General features: G+C 62.4%; 17 protein-coding genes. 6 read left to right on the forward strand and 11 right to left on the reverse strand.

Going from position 1 to position 19065, the window contains the following annotated elements:
• Positions 1–10: 10 nt before the first annotated feature.
• Complete coding sequence (locus AX735_RS16990; RefSeq protein WP_066044389.1) at positions 11–1540, forward strand: efflux RND transporter periplasmic adaptor subunit; 1530 nt, start codon at positions 11–13, stop codon at positions 1538–1540.
• A gap of 10 nt (positions 1541–1550) precedes the next feature.
• Positions 1551–4667 (forward strand): efflux RND transporter permease subunit, encoded by a 3117-nt coding sequence (locus tag AX735_RS16995; RefSeq protein WP_066044387.1) that lies wholly within the window; start codon positions 1551–1553, stop codon positions 4665–4667.
• Between the two features lie 198 nt (positions 4668–4865).
• Here the strand turns inward: AX735_RS16995 and AX735_RS17000 are convergent, their stop codons facing one another.
• Genes AX735_RS17000 through AX735_RS17010 form a run of 3 tightly spaced genes read right to left on the reverse strand, consistent with a single transcriptional unit; the run spans position 4866 to position 9042 of the window.
• The gene (locus AX735_RS17000; RefSeq protein ID WP_066044384.1) at positions 4866–6332 is read right to left on the reverse strand and encodes an efflux transporter outer membrane subunit; all 1467 of its coding nucleotides are present in this window, start codon (positions 6330–6332) and stop codon (positions 4866–4868) included.
• Positions 6333–6339: 7 nt separating this feature from the next.
• On the reverse strand, positions 6340–7896 hold the full coding sequence (locus tag AX735_RS17005; RefSeq protein WP_066044381.1) for an MDR family MFS transporter: 1557 nt from the start codon (positions 7894–7896) through the stop codon (positions 6340–6342).
• 6 nt (positions 7897–7902) lie between these two features.
• Positions 7903–9042: an HlyD family secretion protein gene (locus AX735_RS17010; protein ID WP_081097062.1), complete on the reverse strand. Its 1140-nt coding sequence runs from the start codon at positions 9040–9042 to the stop codon at positions 7903–7905.
• 109 nt (positions 9043–9151) lie between these two features.
• Between AX735_RS17010 and AX735_RS17015 the strand changes: the two genes are divergently transcribed.
• Positions 9152–9628 carry a MarR family winged helix-turn-helix transcriptional regulator gene (locus tag AX735_RS17015; RefSeq protein WP_066044379.1) on the forward strand — a complete coding sequence of 159 codons (477 nt, stop codon included), beginning with the start codon at positions 9152–9154 and terminating at the stop codon, positions 9626–9628.
• Positions 9621–11216, forward strand: coding sequence for an ABC1 kinase family protein (locus AX735_RS17020; protein ID WP_066044377.1), 1596 nt, complete (start codon positions 9621–9623; stop codon positions 11214–11216). The genes AX735_RS17015 and AX735_RS17020 overlap by 8 nt, the downstream gene beginning before the upstream one ends.
• Before the next feature lie 32 nt (positions 11217–11248).
• Here the strand turns inward: AX735_RS17020 and AX735_RS17025 are convergent, their stop codons facing one another.
• From AX735_RS17025 to AX735_RS26465, 3 genes are read right to left on the reverse strand one after another with little or no spacing between them, the layout of a single operon-like run.
• Entirely contained in the window at positions 11249–11662 is a 414-nt protein-coding gene (locus AX735_RS17025; protein WP_066044374.1) for a hotdog fold thioesterase, read from the reverse strand.
• Positions 11659–12543: an alpha/beta fold hydrolase gene (locus AX735_RS17030; RefSeq protein ID WP_066044372.1), complete on the reverse strand. Its 885-nt coding sequence runs from the start codon at positions 12541–12543 to the stop codon at positions 11659–11661. The genes AX735_RS17025 and AX735_RS17030 overlap by 4 nt, the downstream gene beginning before the upstream one ends.
• Complete coding sequence (locus tag AX735_RS26465) at positions 12533–12844, reverse strand: hypothetical protein (RefSeq protein WP_231725686.1); 312 nt, start codon at positions 12842–12844, stop codon at positions 12533–12535. The genes AX735_RS17030 and AX735_RS26465 overlap by 11 nt, the downstream gene beginning before the upstream one ends.
• Here AX735_RS26465 and AX735_RS26960 point away from each other — a divergent pair.
• Positions 12770–13033 carry a hypothetical protein gene (locus AX735_RS26960; RefSeq protein ID WP_353611412.1) on the forward strand — a complete coding sequence of 88 codons (264 nt, stop codon included), beginning with the start codon at positions 12770–12772 and terminating at the stop codon, positions 13031–13033. The two genes, AX735_RS26465 and AX735_RS26960, sit on opposite strands and share 75 nt — an antisense overlap.
• 245 nt (positions 13034–13278) lie before the next feature.
• Here AX735_RS26960 and AX735_RS26965 read toward each other — a convergent pair whose 3' ends face one another.
• From AX735_RS26965 to AX735_RS17050, 5 genes are all read right to left on the reverse strand, one after another.
• Positions 13279–13431: an OmpW family outer membrane protein gene (locus AX735_RS26965; protein ID WP_353611415.1), complete on the reverse strand. Its 153-nt coding sequence runs from the start codon at positions 13429–13431 to the stop codon at positions 13279–13281.
• A 38-nt stretch (positions 13432–13469) separates the two neighbouring features.
• A complete protein-coding gene (locus tag AX735_RS26030; protein WP_196490545.1) occupies positions 13470–14048 on the reverse strand; it encodes an OmpW/AlkL family protein in 579 nt (192 codons plus the stop codon).
• Positions 14049–14094: 46 nt separating this feature from the next.
• Complete coding sequence (locus AX735_RS17040) at positions 14095–15708, reverse strand: GMC family oxidoreductase (protein ID WP_066044369.1); 1614 nt, start codon at positions 15706–15708, stop codon at positions 14095–14097.
• Positions 15709–15802: 94 nt separating this feature from the next.
• A complete protein-coding gene (locus AX735_RS26970) occupies positions 15803–16180 on the reverse strand; it encodes a rubredoxin (RefSeq protein WP_081097063.1) in 378 nt (125 codons plus the stop codon).
• A 171-nt stretch (positions 16181–16351) separates the two neighbouring features.
• The gene (locus AX735_RS17050) at positions 16352–17545 is read right to left on the reverse strand and encodes an alkane 1-monooxygenase (protein ID WP_066044402.1); all 1194 of its coding nucleotides are present in this window, start codon (positions 17543–17545) and stop codon (positions 16352–16354) included.
• Between the two features lie 203 nt (positions 17546–17748).
• On the opposite strand from AX735_RS17050, the gene AX735_RS17055 reads away from it, so the two are divergent.
• Positions 17749–18978, forward strand: coding sequence for an NAD(P)/FAD-dependent oxidoreductase (locus AX735_RS17055; RefSeq protein ID WP_066114744.1), 1230 nt, complete (start codon positions 17749–17751; stop codon positions 18976–18978).
• Positions 18979–19065 lie beyond the last annotated feature (87 nt).

A 19065-nucleotide genomic window follows, 5' to 3' on the forward strand; every position in this document is an offset into this window, starting at 1 on the left:
ACCTGAACACATGACCCGATCCCGCCTGCTTGTGGTGCTCGCCGCCACCCTCCTGCCCCTCTCGCTCGCTGCTTGCAGCGGTGCCGATGTGCCTGCCGAAGAGGCGCACGGGCACGGCGGAGGCGGGATCAAGGTCACCGATTATGCCGATCTGACAGAGCTGTTCGTCGAGTACCGGCCTCTGGTGATGGGCAAGGACCGCCGCTTCGACGCGCACCTTTCCTGGCTCGATGATTACCGCGCGGTCACCGAAGGCACACTCACCGCCGAACTGACCTGGCCCGATGGCACGGTCGATCGCGCCGAGGCAGGACCGAGCGATGTCGAAGGCATTTTCCGTCCGCTGCTGAAGGCGTCCAAGTCGGGCAAGGCACGCCTTCGACTGGTGCTCGATTCCCCGCGCGGGGTTTCTTCGCACGATCTGGGTGAAGTGACTGTCTGGGCCACGAGTGAGGAGGGGGCCGAAGCTGCTCCGGCGGAAGAAGAGATCGACGGCGCGATTGCCTTCACCAAGGAAGTCCAGTGGCGCATCCCGTTCCTCGCCGAAGCGGTGCGGCGTGAAGACGTGGCGCTCACCATTCCGGTGACGGTCGACGTGCAGATGCAGCCCCAAGCCGAAGCCATGGTTTCTGCGCCGGTCGACGGCATCGTGCGCGCGGCCCGCGTGCCCTCGCCGGGCATGGGCGTGCGGCGCGGCCAGACACTGGCCAGCATTTCCTCAACCTTGGGCGGCGGCGAGGACGTGGCGACACTCGATCTCGCCATCCGCGAGGCCCGCATCGCCCGCGATGCAGCCGCGCGCGAAGTCGAGAGGATGAACGCACTGGTCGAAGGCGAGGCCGTACCCCAGCGGCGTCTCGACGAGGCGCGCACCCAGTTGCGGCTCGCCGAAGCGCAGATTTCCGCCTCACAGGCACGCCGCAATGCGCTCTCCGGGGGCGGTGCAGGCGTGCCGGTGGTCGCACCGATCACCGGACAGGTGCTCGAAACCTGGATGGTTCAGGGCCAGGGCGTGACCAGGGGGCAGCAATTGCTGCGCATCGGCAATCCTTCCGCGCTGTGGCTGGTTGCGCGTGTACCCGAGAGCATGGCGAGCCAGGTCGTGCAGCCGCAGGGAATCGAACTGGTCCTGCCGAACGAGACTATCTCGCTGCCTCGCGGCAGCGGCGTAGCACTGGTCCAAGGCGGCGGAGCGATCGATCCCGCCACCCGAACCTTGCCGGTGATCTTTGCCTGGAACAGCCGCCAGGTCCGCCCCGGCCAGCGTGTGCAGGGCCAGTTGATGGTGGGAGGCAGCGAGGAAGCGCTGACCATTCCGGCGAGCGCCATCCTCAACGAAGGCGGACAGGACGTGGTCTATGTCCAGATCGCGGGCGAGACCTTCCAGCGCAGGCCCGTGACCGTCATTCGTCGCAGCGGCAATCGCGTTGCTGTCGAAGGGCAGCTCAAGACTGGCGAGCGCGTGGTGACACGCGGCGCGGCAGCCGTTCGTGCAGCGGCGGCAACGCCGGGTGCCTTCGGTCACGGCCACGCGCACTGAGGCTGAACCGATGATCGAGAAACTCGTCCGCTGGAGCCTTGAAAATCGCCCGGTCGTCTATGCGATCGCGGTGCTGCTGACCCTGTTCGGGGCATGGACCGCCGCGCGCACGCCGGTCGATGTGCTGCCCAATCTGACCGCACCGACCGTGACCGTTGTCGTCGATGCCGGGGGCTACACGCCGACCGAGGTCGAGCAACGGGTGACGATCCCGCTCGAAACTTCGCTCAACGGTTCGCCGGGCTTGCGCCGTATCCGCTCGAACAGCGCCACCGGCCTATCGGTCGTGACGCTCGAATTCGCATGGTCGACCGCGCCCGAGGATGCGCGCAGGATCGTGTCCGAACGGCTCGCAACGGTTGGCGATGAACTGCCCGACGATCTGCCCGCACCCCACATGACCCCCGCCAGTTCTGTGATGGGCGAGATCATGTTCGTCGCGCTGCGCTCCGACACCGCCAGCCCGATGGACCTCAAGAGCACCGCCGACTGGATCGTGCGCCGCCGCCTGATGTCCGTGCCCGGCATTGCCGAGGTGATGACCATCGGCGGCGACGAGCGCCAGGTGCAGCTTCTGGTCGATCCGGCGCGCCTATCCGCGCGCGGCATCGGCATGAACGAGGTGGTCGAGGCGATGGAAAAGGCGAGCGGTAATCGCTCCGCCGGGGTCGGGGTTGCCAACGGACAGGAATGGCTGATCGAAGGCGTAGGCCGCGCCGAGGACGCGGAAGGTTTCGGTAATGTCGTGGTCGGCGAGCAGAACGGCTTTCCCGTGCTCGCCCGCCATGTCGGCACGATCCGCATCGGCGAAGGGCTGAAGCGCGGGACCGGAGCGTTCAACGGCAAGCCTGCCGTGATCTTCGCGATTCAGAAGCAGCCGGGCGCCAACACTCTCGAACTGACCGAGCAACTCGACACCGTCTTCGCCGATCTCCAGCGCACGCTGCCCGAAGGCATGGTGCTGGAGACGCAGGTGTTCCGCCAGGCCGATTTCATCGAACGTTCGATCGACAACGTCCGCAGCGCGCTGATCGAAGGGCTGGTGCTGGTCGCGGTGATCGTCTTCATCTTCCTGATGAGCTGGCGCGCTACTGCCGTGGCGCTGGCGGCGATCCCGGTCTCGGTGGTCTCCGCGATCATCGTCATCAATTCGGGCGGGGGCACGATCAACACCATGACGCTCGGCGGCCTTGCCATTGCGCTCGGCATGCTGGTCGATGATGCGATCATCGTGGTCGAAAACGTGGTGCGCCGCTTGCGGCTCGAACGCGAGAAGCCGGAAAGCGAGCAACAAAGCGATATCGCCGTGGTCGGTTCGGCCACTGCCGAAGTGCAGGGATCGATCCTGTTCGCGACGCTGCTCATCCTGCTCGTCTTCCTGCCGATGTTTGGCCTGACCGGCATCGAGGGGCGGCTGCTGCAACCGCTCGCGCTCGCCTATGGCGTGTCGCTGCTCGCCAGCCTCGCCATCGCGCTGACGCTGACCCCGGCACTGTCTTATAACCTGCTCACCCGCAAGGACGAGGCGGTCGGTCACGAGCCGAACTGGGTTGCGAAGCTCAAGACACGTTACGTCAGCTTGCTCGACACGCTGATGACCCGCTGGCGCGCCATGGTGATCGGATCTTTGGCGCTGTTCGTAGTCGCAGGGATTGGCATGGTGCTAGCGGGCCGGGCCTTCCTGCCCGAGTTCAACGAAGGCTCGCTAACAGTAAACGTCACGACGCTGCCCGGCACGAGCCTCGAAGACAGCGACCGCGCCGCAAGCGAAGTCGAGGCGGCGCTGCTCTCGCAGCCCGAGGTGCGCACCACCGCACGACGCACGGGCCGCGCGCCAGGCGATCCCCATGCACAGGAGGTCTTCGCTTCCGAGATCGAGGCGACGCTCAACGAAGGCGGGCGCGACCGCGAAGAACTGCTCACCGCCTTGCGCGGCGCGGTCGGTACTGTGCCCGGGGTGCAGGCGATCTTTGGCCAGCCAATCGGCCACCGGGTCGACCACATCCTTTCGGGCGCGCGGGCGAACATCGCGATCAAGGTCTTCGCGCCTGACACTGATACGCTCCAGCGCATATCGACGCAGGTCGAAAGCGCGGTGCAGGGCATTCCCGGTGCGGTCGACGTGCAAAAGGATACGCAAAGCATGGTGCCGTACCTGCGCGTGCGACTGCGCCGCGCGGACCTCGCCAACTATGGTCTCGCGGTCGAGGACGTGACCGGCGCGATCGAAGCGGCCATCGGCGGGGCCGAGGTCGGTCAGCTGATCGAGCGCCCGGTTATCACCGATGTCGTGGTACGCTACGATCCTGCGCAATTTGCCGATGCAGGCCAGATCGAAAGCATGGTGCTCGCCGCGCCGAACGGCACGCTGGTGCCGCTCGCGGCAGTGGCAGATATCGTCCGCGACCAGGGGCCGAACGCAATCACCCGCGAGAGTGTCGAGCGGATGCAGCTGGTACTCGCCAATGTGCAGGGCCGCGATCTCGGCGCAGTGGTGGCCGATGTGCGAGAGGCAGTAGACACGGTCGAGCTGCCCCAAGGCGCGCATATCGAGCTGGGCGGCCAGTTCGAAAGCGCCGCGAGCGCCACTCGCACGCTGTTAGCGCTCGGGCTGATCGTGCTGGTCGGCATGTTCCTGTTGCTGCGTCAGGCGTTCCGCTCGGGCCGCGATGCGCTGCTGGTCATGATCAACCTGCCGCTGGCGCTGGTCGGCGGCGTGGTCGGGCTTTGGCTGACCGGCGGCGTGCTGTCGGTGGCGACGATCATCGGCTTCATCACCCTGTTCGGCATCGCCACGCGCAACGGCGTGATGCTGGTCAGCCACATCAAGCATTTGCAGGAAGTCGAAGGCATCACCGATCTTGCCGAAGCAGTGCGGCGCGGGGCGGAGGAGCGGCTAGTGCCGATCCTGATGACCGCAATTTCGGCAGGCCTGGCTCTGATTCCGTTGGCGCTCAACATGGGTCAGCCGGGCAGTGAGATACAGGCTCCGATGGCGGTCGTGATCCTGCTCGGCCTGGCCAGCTCAACAGCACTAAATATGCTGGTCCTTCCGCCGGTCTATCTCAAGGTGGTGCGGGACGGCTGGGGCGTAAGATCCCGGACTGGCCGAGAAGCAAGCCCATAAATACCGTTGTTCTGCCGTCCGATAAAGACACTCAGTAGGCGCACAATCTTTCGCCGATAAACGTATCGGTACCAGTGCCGCGCGACTCTTTTACCCAGGCGGACCAGCCAATCGACCTTCGCCGTGGCATAGCCGGTCCATAGAATCGGAAACCCCACCAAGAGCGGCCGCGACCCGAGATGACCTTCGGATGGTCACCTATGGGTGGGGCATCGCATCATTGCTTTCGCTCCAACCCAATCCGAGCGACTTTTGGATCGCGATCCAACTGTTGGTCATCGCAGCCATTGAGCGATTCAAGTCCGCCGTCGCCTGCTGTCGCTGCCGCAGCGAGGTGTTGAGATCGACCAACGATATCGCCCCCGCGTTGTACCGTTGTTGGTCGAGTTCGGCGGCCGTGTCGGCCTGCCGCTTGATCTGCGCCAGCGCAGCAACGTTGGCGCGTTGCTGACCAAATCGGGCGAGCGATTGCTCGGCATCCTGGAGTGCGCGCAGAACGATCTCGCGGTAGCGTTGGAGCGCCTCCTCGCGCCCGGCTTCGGCCTGGTCGACCGAAGCTGCGGTACGCCCGAAATCAAGCAGGTTCCACTGCAACTGGGGCAAGGCTATTGCCGAGAGATTGCCAAGATCGAAGATGTCATCGGGCTGCGTGCCTCCGAGGCCAAGAATGCCCATGAAGGAAAGCTTCGGGAATCGAGCCGCTTCGGCCACTCCGATCCGGGCATTGGCTGCCGCAAGCGTCCGCTCGGCGGCGCGAATGTCGGGCCTTCGGGCGATCAGCGCGGCAGGGTCGCCCACGGCCACGCGCGCCGGCGGGAGAGGGATGGCCGAGGCTTTCGACAATAGCTGGTCGAGACTGCCGGGTGCTTCCCCGGTGAGAACCGCCAAGGTGTCTTTCAGGACCGCGATATCCGCGGTCGCTTCTGCGATCTGCGACTTCAAAAGTTCGAGTTCGGCATTTGCGTTGCCGACGGGAAACAAGGCAAGAGCGCCTTGCGTGTACCTCTGATACGTGAGCTCAAGGGTCTGCTGCTGCAATTCACGTTGCTGCTCGACAAGGTTGAGTCGCGCCTGGGCCTCCCGGAGACCGACGTAAGCCCTCGCGACTTCTGCTGCGAGCTGGACCTGCGCATCCTCCGCGTTGGCGACGCTCGCGGCAGCCTGCGCATTGGCGGCTTCGATGCGCCTTATCTGCCCTCCGGCAAAGTCTATCTCCCAGTTCGCATTCAGTCCCACGTTGTAGACGCTCAACGTGTCCTGATCACCGTCTTGGCTGGGCGCGTCCGGGCTTCCCGCCGGCGGGCCGCTCTGGAGGTCCAGACCAGGCACCCGGGCTTGTATCGTGGTCGCTTGCGCAGCCGCCGACGGAAGCCGGTTGGCGCGCTCCTGCCACAATGAGGCGCGCGCCTGATCGATCCTGGCGCGCGCGGCGGCAACACCGGGGTTTCCGGCAAGCGCGCGGGCTTCCAGATCATTGAGCACCGGATCGCCCAGCAGCAACCACCAGTCGCTGGCGACCGGCGCTTGCGAGTCCACATCGGAACCGGCCCGCACAAAGCCATCGGCCCCGACCGTCTTGACCATAGGCGGTCCGGCATAATCGGGACCGGCGGTGCATGCTCCGAGAAGAGCAAAAGTGGAAAGGAGCGGAATCAGCTTGCGCATAACATTCTCAATGCATCGAAAGCGAGACGTTCTTGGGCAGCGCCCGAAGAAACATCACCAGTGGAACGGTTGCGAGCGTGATCGCCCCCATGGCGAAGAACACGTCGTTGTAGGTCATCACAAACGCTTCCCGCTGGATGGTGGTCGAGAGCGTTTGCAGGGCCGCTTGCGGGCTGCCCAGCGATGCAGCGAGGCCATCGAGATAGTCCTGTAACCGCCCGCTGTTCGCATTGAGCGTTTCTTCCATCCGCCTGCTGTGATGCCACAACCGCTGGTCCTGAAACGATGCGAGCCCCGCGAGGGCGAACGAGCCGCCGAGGTTGCGTGCGGCGTTGAAGATGCCGGACGCGTCACCGGCATCTTCCTTGGCCACAGAGGCTACGGTAGCCTGATTGAGGAACATCATGGTCAGGATCATGCCGATGCCGCGCAGGAACTGGCTTTCTGTAAAGACGCCGCCGCCTGATTCGGCGGTCAGGTTGATCGAGATGAAACAGCTGAGCGCCATGATCAGCATCCCGGCCCCTACGGCGATGCGGATGTGAATCCTTCGGATCATGAACGGCAGAACGGGCATCAGAAGGAAGGCAGGTACGCCCATCCAGAAGATAACCAGCCCCGTTTGCAGCGCATTGTAGTCGGAGATAATAGCCAGGAACTGGGGGATCACATAAGTCGAGCCGTACATCACCATGCCGAGCGCCAGGGCCATGACCACCACGCTGGCGAATTGTCGGCTCAACATCAGGCGAAGCTTCAGAACCGGCTTCCTCGCGTAGAGCTGGCCATACGTCAGCAGCGCGAAACCGATCAGTGTGATAATTGTCAGCTGTAGGATCAGCGCCGATTCAAACCACTCTTCGCGATGCCCCTCTTCCAGTACGACGGTCAGGCCGCCCAATCCAAGGATCATTCCCAGAATGCCGGCCCAGTCGGCCTCGCGCAAATAGATCCAGTTCGGCCTTTCATGCGGCAGCCCGACGAACAGCAACAGAAGAAGCAAAGCGCAGATCGGCACATTGACGAAGAAGGCATAGTGCCAGCTCAAATTCTCTGTCAGCCACCCGCCGACCAACGGACCCATAACGGGTCCGAGGATCACAGTCATGCCGAACAATGCCATGCCGATCGGCTGCTGCGACGGCGGCAATCGCTTGGCAACGATGGTCATTGCCGTCGGGATAAGTGCTCCGCCAGTAAAACCTTGGCCGACGCGCCCGATGATCATCGTGGTCAAGTCCGTCGCTATACCGCAGAGAACGGAAAACGCGGTGAACGAGCTTACCGCGATAATCAGCAGGGTGCGAAGCCCGAAAAGCCGTTCCAGCCACGCGCTCAGCGGAATGATGATGATTTCGGCAACGAGGAAGGCCGTGGCAATCCACGTCCCTTCGGTTCCGGTCGCGCCGATCTCGCCCTGGATCGTGGGCAGGGCAGAATTGACGATCGAGATATCCAGCGTGGCCAGCATCGCGCCAAGCGCACCGGCTGCCACCGCGATCCAGGCGGTTGCGTCGGCGCGCTCGGGGGAGCCGGCGATCCGTGAGGGCAATGCCGTTTCCATTGTGCGTCAACGCGCCCGGGCGCCAAGCGTGGTGAGCTCGTCCCTCGCGCCGCGGGTGTCGACCGTTGCCACCACCGACATACCCGGAATTAGCAAGCGCCGGACCTCCGGTGTCGCCTGTATCGAGATGCGAACAGGGATTCGCTGGACGATCTTCGTGAAATTGCCGGTGGCGTTCTGCGGGGGCAAGATGGAGAATTCGGCACCGGTCCCGGGTGCGATGCTTTCAACCCGCCCTTCGAGTTCGAGATCGGGAAGTGCGTCGATCTCCAGAGAGACCGGCTGGCCTGGACGGATCAGGCCAAGCTGGGTTTCCTTAAAATTCGCGGTCACAAAAATCCGATCAGTCGGGACCACGCTCATGAGCCGTTGCCCCGGCTGGACGTATTGGCCGGCGCGAACCGTCAAATCGCCGACCCGCCCAGTGATGCTCGCGCGCAGCGTCGTTGCCGACAAGTTGAGACGGGCGGCTTCGAGCTGCGCGCGTGCAGCGTTCGCCTGTGAATCAGCCTGCTGGATCTGCGCGCGCAGAGTATCTTGTCGCCTCTGCGCCGCCAGTAGCCCGGCCCTGGCCGCCGCGACTTGAGCCTGCGCTTGGCGGGCCTGCGCCTGCAGCTGGTCCAGCCTTTCTCGCGGTTCGGCTCCGGTCGCAGCAAGCGGGCGATAGCGGGCGACCTGTTCACCTGCGAGCGTCGCCTGCGCCATCGCCGCGGCGAGCTGCGCGCGGGCCTGATCGATGGCGGCATCCTGTTCGCGCTGCTGGGCGCGAACCGTGTCTGCGCCGGCCAATGTCGCGGCAATCTGCGCAGTGACCTGGTTCGACTGCGCGCGATAGTCGCGAATGTCGAGCTGAACGAGCGGCTCGCCTTCCCTCACCGCCTGGTTTTCCGTCACCAGTACGCGATCAACATAGCCGGCCACCTTCGGCGCGACCACCACGCTGTCGGCCGCAACATAGGCGTTGTCGGTCGATTGCTGATACTGTCCGTATGTCTCGTTGCGGTAGTACCAGATACCGGCGGCGATCAGTACGATGAGGCCGACGAGCACCAGACTGCGCCGAACCTTTGGATTGGAGAGCGCCTTGGGCTTGTCCTTTTCCTTGTCGACTTCGGCGTCGATTGCCTGTCCCATGTCTTCGGCCATTTGCCCTTGCACTCCGTAGCTGCGCCCCTGACGCTTTCACGCCACATAGGCTCTCCACGAATATATGAAAGCCCTTTACTAATTTTAGCCCTGAGGTAATCTCCCTTTCATGACTGCTCAGACGAAGAGCCCCAGTTTCGATAACGTCGTAAACGACGATGATCGCGCCATTTTTCTGATGGACGAAATCAGCCGGGCGGCACGAAGAGCATTCGACGAACGCACCCAGCCCGTTGGGCTTAACCGCACTCAGTGGAGGGTGCTGGCCCAGCTCATCAAGGATCCATCGCTGAATCAATCGGACATCGCCAGACAGCTCGAACTTGAGTCGGCGACGGTTGGTCTCGCTGTCACGGCATTATGTGATCAGGGATACATGATCCGCCGCCGCGATGTGAGCGATGGGCGGGCCTGGCAGCTCGACCTGACGAGGAAGGTCGAGAACATCCTGCCCGAACTCAGGAACGCCGCTGACGCGACACATGAGAAGTTATGGGCAGGTGTGTCGCCCGCACAGAAAGAGGCTCTGGCCGACGTGTTGGCGATCATGAGCGCAAACGCCCGTGGACTGCTTTCCGATGCCTGATGCGCCAGTCTCGACAGTAAGCGACAGTCGCCGTCTGGCGCAGGTGATCGGCATTCTTGGAAGACACGGTCTGAACGGCCTTTCGGCAAGTCTCGGTATCGGGCGGACCCGCGGGGATGCGCCACCTCCGCGACCCGAAGCGGTCGTTTCTGCACTCCGCGAGATCGGCCCTGTCGCCGTCAAGTTCGGCCAGGTTCTGGCAATGCGGAGCGACATGCTCTCACCCCAATGGACTACTGCGCTCGCGACCTTGCAGGATCGCGTGCCCGCCGTGCCATTTGCCGAAGTTCGGCATTCGCTCGAGACGGCGTTGGGCGCGCCGGTCTCCGACTGTTTCGAATCCTTCGACGAGACGCCGCTTGCTGCAGGGTCTATCGCGCAGGTCCACGCCGCAGTGCGCAAGGATGGAGTTCCTGTAATCGTCAAGATCAGGCGTCCTGGTATCGAGGAGATCGTGGATGCCGATCTGCGTCTGCTCCGGCGGCTTGCCCGTCTGGCGCAGCGGGTCAATCCCGCGATCGCCCGCCAGCGCCCCGATGAACTCCTGCGGTTTTTTGCCGAGAGCCTGGACCGCGAGATGGATCTTTCAGCGGAAGGGAACGCCAGCGACGAGATTGGCGCATTCCTGGCCGGATTCGGCGTGGAGACGGCCCGCTTTGATTGGGAGGCCAGCGGAAGGAGCATCAATATTCAGGAGCGGGTCGATGGCCTGCCTGCGACCGACCTGGAGCAGCTGCGCGCCGCGGGCATCGACATGGCGCAAGTGGCGCGAACCTACGCCCAGGCCGTCTTGCAAATGATCGTGATCAACGGTCGCTTTCATGCGGATCCCCATCCCGGCAACATACTGATCAAAACGGACGGCACCGTCGTCTTCATTGACTTCGGCGCCATCGGGACACTGCTGCCCCATCGCCGCGACGAACTCGTGGACCTTTCGCTCGCGATCGCGGGTGAGGACACGGCCACGCTGGCAGGTATTCTCCTGCGGTGGGCCGGCGATCCTCCCGTCGATCGTGAAGCACTCGCCCGTGCACTTGCGGGACTGATTGATCGGTTCAAGGTGTCGGTGCTTGACCAGATCGATCTCGGCGAGGTGTTCTCCGACGTGTTCCGGCTGTTGCGGGAGTTCGAGCTGTCGCTACCTCCAGACCTCGCGTTGATGTTGCGCACGCTGCTTACGGCGGAAGGATTCGTGCGGCGCATCGAGCCCCGGTTCGACATCGGCGCGGAACTGGCCCCGATCGCCCGGCAATTGCTTCGCGAACGCGTCGGATTTGGAGAACTGCGTGACAAGGCGCGTCGCACGACCGCGCTTTTGGGGCGGGCAGCGCTGAATGCCCCCGAACTCGTGTTAGAGCTGGAGAAGATCGTGCGGTCGGGCCGATTGCCGATCAGCCTCGACCGCCGGGATCTACAGCTCCTGGCCAGCGGCAGTCGCCAGCGACCCCTCGCTGGTCATCATGTCATTTCTGCTGCTCTTATTATCGCGGCAGCCATTCTATTCGAGGGACAGCCAACGCTCGCCGGAACATGCGCATTTGCGTCGGCTATAATCATCGCAGTCGAATGGTTTCGTCGGAAATGAAGACGCGTGGATGTCCGATTAGATTTGCAGAATCAGCCGACGTAGGCACCCCGACCGCTTGCGAGCAGTCGCTGCGCTGTATCCTCGATTCTGGTTTCCGCGACACTCAACTGCTTGCCCAGTTTGACGACACTGCCAATCGCGCGCAGCGGACCTGAGGTGGCAGGACGGTGAAAATCGACGCGAAGGTCGGCAGTCGCCCGCGCGGTGCCACCCAGCGCGTTGATGGTGTAGAGACCGGTCAGGTCGATCAACGCCGACAATATGCCGCCGTGCGCCGACCCGATCATAGGATTGGACACGATCTCATCCCGCCATGGCATTTCGAGAATTAGCTCGCGCTCGGTCAGATCGACAACATTGAGGCCGAGCCAGCGGTGAAACGGCGCGACGTGGAGCATCTTGCGCAGTTCGGTGAGTTCGGGCCTTTCAGTGCGGCTGGTCATCTCGCATCGCTCGCAGCATGAGTTTGGATCAGGAAGTCGGCAATCGCCGCGCCAAAGACATCGTTCTGATCGCCGACCACCATGTGTGTGGCATCGGCGATGTCGCTATAGGCGGCATGCGGGACCAGCTTGCGGAAATGCGCCACCGCTTCCGGCGAGACGAGATCGCTCGAACCGCCCCTGACCAGATGCACCGGCAGGGTCAGCTTCATCGCCGCACTGCTGAGTTCGCTCTGTCCGTGATCGCCCATTTCGCCGTTCTGTGCGCGACGGCGCATGACCCCATCGATGAAGGCTGGATCCCAGTGCCAGTAATAGCGCCCGTCGGCCTTTTTGCGCAGGTAATGGGCGAGACCCGACGAAGCTTTGCGGCTGGGGCGATGCGGCAGATATTCGGAAATGACGCGCGCGGCTTCGTCCGGGGAGGCAAAGCCCTCGCGCGCGTGGGCAGCCATGAAGCCGACAACCCGCGCCACCCCGGTTGCTTCCATTTGCGGGGTAATATCGACCAGCGTCAGTGACGCGAAGCTGCCGGGGGAAAGCTGCCCTTCAGCGACAATCCCGGCGAGCCCGCCGAGCGACGCACCGATTAGCGCTGGCTTGCGATCCAGCTTTGCTGAAATGGCCACCAGGTCACTCGCGAAGTCGGCAAATTCATAGGCCCCGTCGCTGGCCCAATCGCTGTCGCCATGACCGCGCAGATCGATGGCGATGGCACGAAAGCCATGGCCGGCGAGCAGGGTCGAAATCTTCTTCCAGGCCCGCCGTGTCTGCCCGCCGCCGTGCGCGAGAATGACCGGCATCCCATCGAGCGCGCCTTCGACAGTGGCGGCGATCGCGTGGCCGCAGTGGCCAGTCAACCCGACTGCATCATTTTCCATGAAGTCTTCTTACGATAAGACATCTTACAGTAAAATCCTTTCGATCGACCGCTCGACGGGTAAGGCACACTCCTATTGAAAAAAGATCGGCAACGATAGCTATTTGACCGGGTCCGACGAAATCGTCTTTCTGGTCGAAGAGGTGCCACGCTAGCTGCGCAAACTGTTCGATGCCTCGACGGCGAAATTCGGTCTTTCGCGCAGGAAATGGCGCGCCGTTGCCTATATTTTTCGTTCGCCGGGACCAACCCAAACCGAACTTGCCAAGTGCCTTGATCTGGTGCGCGCCAGCGTCGGTCATGGGATCGATCAACTTGAGAAAGCCGAATATATGGTGCGGCGTTCAATCGAAGGCAAACGCCGGGTTTCGACGCTGCATCTGTTGCCCCGCGCAATCGAAATCCTCCCGTCGCTCCGAATTGAGGCCGATGCGATTTATGCCCGCCTACTTTCGGGAATTTCAGAGCGGGGGTCTGCCGCTATCAAGTAGTTGCTGACAGCTATGTCTCGGAATCTTCAGTAATAATTGCTGGGATTTTGCGCCCTGTAGCAAGTGACGCAACACGTGCGTCAGCCTAGTGCTTGCAGTTGGAGATCGCTTCGCTTCCAAAGCGGGAGCGCCCGAGAGCACTGCGCCAGGCCTTTCTGAATATCTGGAAAGATCCCGACAAGGGCGATAGCCTTTAATTGATCGCGGATCGCTTCTACGATCATCGAAGCGAGGCGCAGCCACGTTTAGAATCGATAGGCGATCCCTACGTTGGCTAGAATGGGCCTTATCCTCAGTCGGGCACTCACGGGCGCGCCACCGAGCGCTCCCTCTGCAACTGTTGAAAACGGAACATATCTGGCGTCCGCATTGAGCATCAAACCGTCGGCCACCCTCACGCGGACCCCGGCCTGACCCGCCGGCGCCCAGCGATCCTCTATATCGAAGTCGGACAATGCCCCGTCGTCCTTACCAAAAAAACGATCCTGCCGACACCGAGGCCTACGTAAGGCCTTACAACTCCCTGGCTGTTGAAATGATATTGAGCGGACAGAATAACCGGTCCGTAGCGGGTCTCGCCCAATGTCCCGAGCGACTCGACCGAACAGGCTCCGACGATTTTCGCCGAAGCCGGAACACCGAAAAACAAGTTCGCCGCAATATCCCGCGTGATAGAATATCCGATATCCGCTGTTACGGTAGTCGCATCGCCAATACGCACCCCGGCATCCGGCAAGGGATTGCCGGCGACGGTGACGTCAGACGCTTCTTCCCCTAGGATAGCCTGCGTGACGTTAAGGGTGACGGTCCACTGATCGGAATCAGATACCTCTTCGCCTTGGGCCGGCTGGGCAAGGCAGAAGCTCGACCCAAGCGCCAGTCCCAACAGGCGTGCAGCCCTCGCCCTGGCAATTTTACGAGCAACGATAATCATTTTTGTTTTTCCTTCTCGATGGAAAATACGAAACCTAATTCGGGGGGTGTCGAGGACGCCCTCGTTTTCAGAGAGTGCCATTCCTTTGCGTGCAGCCTGGCGCGCGTGGCGATCCTGTTGCAAGTTCTTAGCGGTCGTCGCCGTTCTCCAACTTCGTCCTGCCGAGGATGATTCCGGCGGCCCTTTCCGCAATCATCATCGTGGGTGCATTGGTGTTGCCGGCCACGAGTCTCGGCATGATCGAGGCATCGACGATGCGAAGCCTCTCGACCCCGCGCACCCGCAGGGCGGGATCGACCACGGACTGGGGGTCGCGCCCCATCCGGCACGTTCCGACCGGATGATAGATCGTCTCCGCGCGCTCGCGAATGTCGGCGACGATGTCCGCCTCGCTTTGCACCGACGGACCGGGAACGATCTCCCGCCTGGAATACGCCGCCAACGCCGGCGCCGCCAGTATCTTTCTCCCGATCCGGACGGCCTCTATCATGGTTTCGAGGTCCCGCGGATCGCTGAGATAGGCGGGATCGATCAACGGGGCTGAAAGGGGGTCCGAGCTCTTGAGTCCGATGCGGCCGCGGCTCTTCGGCAAGAGGTCGCAGACGTGCAGCGTGTAGCCATAACCGAACGCAACCTGCCGCCCATGGTCCTTGAGCAATGTCGGGAGGAAATGGAATTGCAGGTTGGGCCGCTCCTGCGCGGGCGAGCTCCGGGCGAAGCCGCCGGATTCCGCCACGTTGCTGGTCAGGAAGCCACGTCCCCGGAAAAGATAGGAAAAGACGCCCGCCATCGCTCGGGGCAGGAACGAAGGCGCGATGCCAATCGGCGTCCGATCATTGGCATTGTGCATGATCGTGATGTCTAGATGGTCCTGAAGATTCTTCCCCACCTCTGGCCGATCGGCGACCACGGGAATTCCGAAATTGCGAAGCTCCTGCGCATCGCCAACGCCCGACAGCATGAGCAATTGCGGCGAGTTTATCGCGCCGCCCGAAAGGATAACCTCGCCGCGCGTACGAATGTCGGCGAAACGAACTCCAGAGGCATAGGTGACGCCCACGGCCTTAGTGCCTTCGAAGAGGATGCGGGTGGCCCGTGCATTCGTGATGATTCGCAGATTAGGTCGGCTCTTGGCTTCTGAGAGGAAAGCCCTGGCGGAACTCCACCGACGTCCCCCGCGCTGCGTGACTTGGTAGAAGCCGACTCCGTCTTGCGTTTCGCCGTTGAAATCGGCGTTTTGCGCGAGCTGGATCTGCTGTCCGGCGTCGACGAAGGCCTTGCTCAAAGGGTTGGACGTCCGCAGATCGCAAACGTGCAATTCACCGTCTTTGCCATGATAGGGATTCGCGCCGAACCGCTCGTTCGCCTCCATCGCCCGGAACAGGGGAAGGACATTGTCATAGGACCAGATAGGATCGGCCGCCTCGCCCCAGGCATCATAATCCTGCCTGTGCCCGCGTATGTAGACCATTGCGTTGATGGAGCTCGATCCACCGAGCGTCTTGCCGCGCGGCCAGAACAGCTTGCGATTGCCGAGATGCGGCTGCGGCGCCGTCTCATAGCCCCAGTTGAGCGTTTTGCTCTTGGAAAGAAGCGCTATTCCGATAGGCATGTGGATCAGCGGGCTGCGATCGGGCGGTCCTGCCTCGAGCAAGCAGACCTTCGTCTCAGGGTTGGCCGACAGGCGATCGGCCAGCAAACATCCGGCTGACCCGCCCCCCACGATGATATAATCGAACATACTTTCCCCCGATCGGTGGGCTATTGCGTTCATCGAAAGTTTCTCTGTCCGGCGAACGGACTCAAGGTCGCGGGAACGGCCTCCGTGAGACCGATTAGAAATCAAGGCGCTCATAATCTTCCTTGGTCGCTCCGCAGTCGGGGCAATACCAGTCTGCGGGGACGTCGACCCAACGCGTGCCAGGAGCGACGCCGGTCGCCGGATCGCCCAGAGCCTCGTCATAGACATGTCCGCAGGTCACGCAGTGCCACTTGGCGAAAGGCTCTGCCCCGACAGCTGGTTCGGCCAGCGGCGAGTTGGACGCGTCGTCTGCGAGACGAATGAAATCCGGCTTGTCGCGAACCGCGCAGTCGGGGCACGCCCAATCGTCGGGAACTTCGGCCCAATTGGTGTGCGGGGCTAGCCCTTCATGAGGCTCACCCTTGATTTCATCGTAGATATAACTGCAGTCGGGACAAATATACCGGGACATAATAGCTTATTTCCAATCTGTTCGATAACTGGTGTGATAGCGAGCGAAGTTGCGGCGCTAATGCGCGCCTCCTCTTCGGCGACCCGTTCCGACCGATTTGCACACTCGACATCGGAACCGCGAAGTCGGCCTTCTGGCGCCGCCCTTGGTTCGAATCCAATCGCGGGAAAATTAGCCGCTCAGCGCCGGCGTGCCGTATTTGCGGACGATCGCGTTTTTGTGGGCGGCATCGATCTGGATCTTGTCGATATCGCCATTCGCCCATTCGATCACACGCGGGTCCATTACCTTTCTGAAGAGGGGCGGGATCAGCGCTATGAAGAACATGCCGGGATAGCCGGTAGGCAGTTCCGGGAGGCCCCTGAAGTCGCGAAGCGACTGGTAGCTGCGCGTCGGGTGCGCATGGTGATCGGAATGGCGCTGAAGATGGAACAAGATCAGGTTGGACGCGATGTGATTGCTGTTCCAGGAGTGCCGCGGCTGGGCGCGTTCGTAGCGGCCGTCCTCCATTTTTGCCCGCAACAATCCGTAATGTTCGATATAGTTCGCGCTCGTCAGCTGCCACCATCCGAACGCCATCTGGATGGGCAGGAACACCAGCAACTTGGGATCGGGTCCAAAGGCGATCAGCAGCGAGCCGTAGACAGCAATTGTAAGGATTAACGGCTGGATGATCTCGTTCCCCAGATTCCAGACACTCTTTCCACCACGCTCGAGCCGAACCTTCTCGAGCTTCCACGCGCGCAGGAAGGCGCCCGGAACTTCGCGAAGTGAGAACTTGTAAATATTCTCGCCCATCCGCGACGTTGCCGGATCCTCGGGCGTCGCCACGTCCCGGTGGTGACCCTTGTTATGCTCGATGAAAAAATGCCCGTAGCCGACTACCGCCAGCACGATCTTGGCCAGCCAGCGATCGAGCGTCTGCTTCTTGTGGCCCAGTTCGTGCCCGGTGTTGAGTGCGAGGCCATTGACGATGCCCAGCGACAACGCCAGCGTCACAACTTCCCACCAGGCCATTGGCCGGGTTGCGATCCACCAGACCGATCCGATCAGCGACGCATAGTGTACCGGCACGGTCAGCCAGGTCAGGATACGATAGTATCGATCGGCTTCCAGACGAGCGACTGCTGCCTCCGGCGGATTGTTCGGATCATTGCCGAACAGGGCGTCGAGCAGCGGGATGACGCCGTACCAGACGACCAGCGTAAAGCCGTAGAAAAGGCTCCACCCGGTCCGATCGACAAGATAGAGGCCGATCAGTGGTGCGGCTGGCCAGACCACGGACAACGCCCAAAGATAGCGCTTCTTATCGACATATTGGTCCGGGGCGCTGGCGCCCGGGCTTCTGCTTGTGATCTCATTCATCGCCTGATCCTTTCCCATTGGCACATTTTTCTGTGTCTCGAACCGGCCTATGGTCGGTGCATCGGACCCGTCTATTACTCGTGACGGAGCGAACAACCCAACTTAAGTATGGTTTATCAATTCTTCGGGAATCTTAGACAGCCCCCATCGTACGCAGGTGGCAGTTCCGCATCAGCGGGCAGCCGAATAGGGGCTAAATCAACATGACCGACGCGAGCGCAGATGTGCTTATCATCGGGGCAGGCCATGCCGGCGGCACCGCCGCGGCGCTGCTTCGCCAGAATGGGTTCGAGGGCTCGATCATCCTTGTCGGCGACGAGCCGATCGGTCCCTACCAGCGGCCGCCCTTGTCGAAGGCGGCCCTGCGCGACGACTTGAGTGTCGTCCCGACGCCGCTGAAACCCGTCGAATTCTATGCGAAGGCTGCGATCGACCTGCGGTTGGCCCGGCGCGCGGAGAGACTCGATCGTCAAGCGACAAAGGTGCTGCTCACGTCCGGCGAGAGCATCTCCTACGACCAGCTGATCATCGCTTTGGGATCCCGCCCCGTCCAGCTGAGCGTGCCGGGCGCTGATCTCGCGGGGATCGTCGGCCTGCGAACGGCGGTCGATGCCGAGCAGCTGCGTGTCGCCCTCGCGCGCGGGAAGCACCTGGCCATCGTCGGCGGCGGCTATATCGGGCTCGAAGTAGCCGCCTCCGCCCGGGCGCTCGGCGCGGAGGTCACCGTGATCGAGCGCGAGTCTCGGCTGCTCGCGCGGGTGGCATCCCGCGAAATTTCCAGCTTCTTCCACGATTGCCACGTTCGACATGGCGTTCGGTTCGAACTCTGCACCGCCGTGACCGGCTTCGAAGGGCGCGATGGCAGGTTGACGGGGATATGCCTTGGCGACGGTCGCACGCTGGACTGTGACGCGGCGCTGGTCGGTGTCGGCGCGGTCCCCAACGACGAAATCGCGCGCGAGGGCGGGCTTGAAACCGAAACCGGGATCATCGTCGATCACGAGTCGCGGAGCAGCGATCCTGCGATCTTCGCGATCGGAGACGTCGCACGTCGCCCTGTCCCGAACCTGCTTCAAAAGGTTCGCCTCGAAAGTGTGCCCAACGCTCTGGAGCAGGCGCGGCAAGCGGCCGCTGCTATAACCGGCCGGCCGGCGCCTAAGCAGGAAATACCCTGGCAATGGTCCGATCAATATGACCTGAAGCTTCAAATGGCGGGCATAAAGAACGAGTGCGATCGAACCGTCCTGCGCGGTGCGCCGTCGTCACAGCGCTTTTGCATATTCCATTTGAAGGAAGACCGCCTGCATTGCGTGGAAGCGATCAACTCGCCGCAGGAATTTGCGTCGGGCAAGCAATTCATCGCCGCAGGCGCGCGCATCGACGTCGAACGATTGGGGAACCCCGCCGTCCCGCTGAACGACGCTATCGCCTGACCTTTTTTCCGGCCCGGCCATAAGGGCCTTCGGGTACGTCGGCTTGCGGGCGCTCAGCATGTGTGCAAGCCCGCACGCACGGATATG

The organism is Blastomonas sp. CCH1-A6, assembly GCF_001556365.1.
GTDB classification, from domain to species: domain Bacteria; phylum Pseudomonadota; class Alphaproteobacteria; order Sphingomonadales; family Sphingomonadaceae; genus Blastomonas; species Blastomonas ursincola.